Here is a 1095-nt window from a genome sequence, read left to right as displayed (position 1 = left end):
GGGCCTTAGCTGTAGGTCAGGGTTGTTTCCCTCTCCACGACGGACGTTAGCACCCGCCGTGTGTCTCCCGCGCAGTGCTCTTGCGTATTCGGAGTTTGGTTGAGTGCGGTACCGCTGTGGGCGGCCCTAGCCCATCCAGTGCTCTACCCCGCAAGGCATATCGTCGATCCGAAGATCGAGCACGCGAGGCGCTACCTAAATAGCTTTCGCGGAGAACCAGCTATTTCCGAGTTTGATTGGCCTTTCACCCCTAGCCACACGTCATCCAAGACCTTTTCAACGGGCACTGGTTCGGACCTCCAGTGGGTGTTACCCCACCTTCATCCTGCACATGGCTAGATCACTCGGTTTCGGGTCTAAAGCAGCGGACTGAACGCCCTGTTCAGACTCGCTTTCGCTGCGCCTCCACCTATCGGCTTAAGCTTGCCCACTACTTTAAGTCGCTGACCCATTATACAAAAGGTACGCGGTCACCCAGAACGGATCTTGGGCTCCCACTGTTTGTAAGCATCCGGTTTCAGGTACTGTTTCACTCCCCTCGTCGGGGTGCTTTTCACCTTTCCCTCACGGTACTGGTTCGCTATCGGTCGCTGAGGAGTACTTAGGCTTGGAGGGTGGTCCCCCCATGTTCAGACAGGATTTCACGTGTCCCGCCCTACTCGTGTCCTGGAATTCGTCCGTCCCGTACGGGGCTGTCACCCATCTCGCCGGCCATTCCAGACCGTTCCGGTAAACTCATTCCAGGCGCTGGCCTGATCCGCGTTCGCTCGCCACTACTGACGGAGTCTCGTTGATGTCCTTTCCTCCGGGTACTTAGATGTTTCAGTTCCCCGGGTTCGCTTCAAACCCCTATGGATTCAGGGTCTGATACCTTCATGCGACCCATCGTAGTGCCAGACCACGGGTTGCCCCGCAGCCTCGCAATACGAAGGGTCGAAGGTGGGTTTCCCCATTCGGAAATCCCTGGATCAAAGCTCGTTCGCAGCTCCCCAAGGCTTATCGCAGCGTACCACGTCCTTCATCGCCTCTCAGCGCCAAGGCATCCACCGAATGCTCTTAAGGCACTTGATCGCTCTCATGATCGATGTCCGCACA

At 57.0% G+C, this 1095-nt stretch carries 1 rRNA gene; it reads right to left on the bottom strand.

What is annotated here, in order from left to right:
- Nucleotides 1-1071 (bottom strand): 23S ribosomal RNA (locus F6X51_RS27595); the annotation flags it as partial.
- Nucleotides 1072-1095: the final 24 nt, after the last annotated feature.

This window comes from Methylobacterium planeticum (genome assembly GCF_008806345.1).
In the GTDB taxonomy this organism is placed as follows: domain Bacteria; phylum Pseudomonadota; class Alphaproteobacteria; order Rhizobiales; family Beijerinckiaceae; genus Methylobacterium; species Methylobacterium planeticum.
The sequence above is the reverse complement of the archived record's forward strand: the minus strand, read 5'-3'. Positions and strand labels throughout refer to the sequence as shown.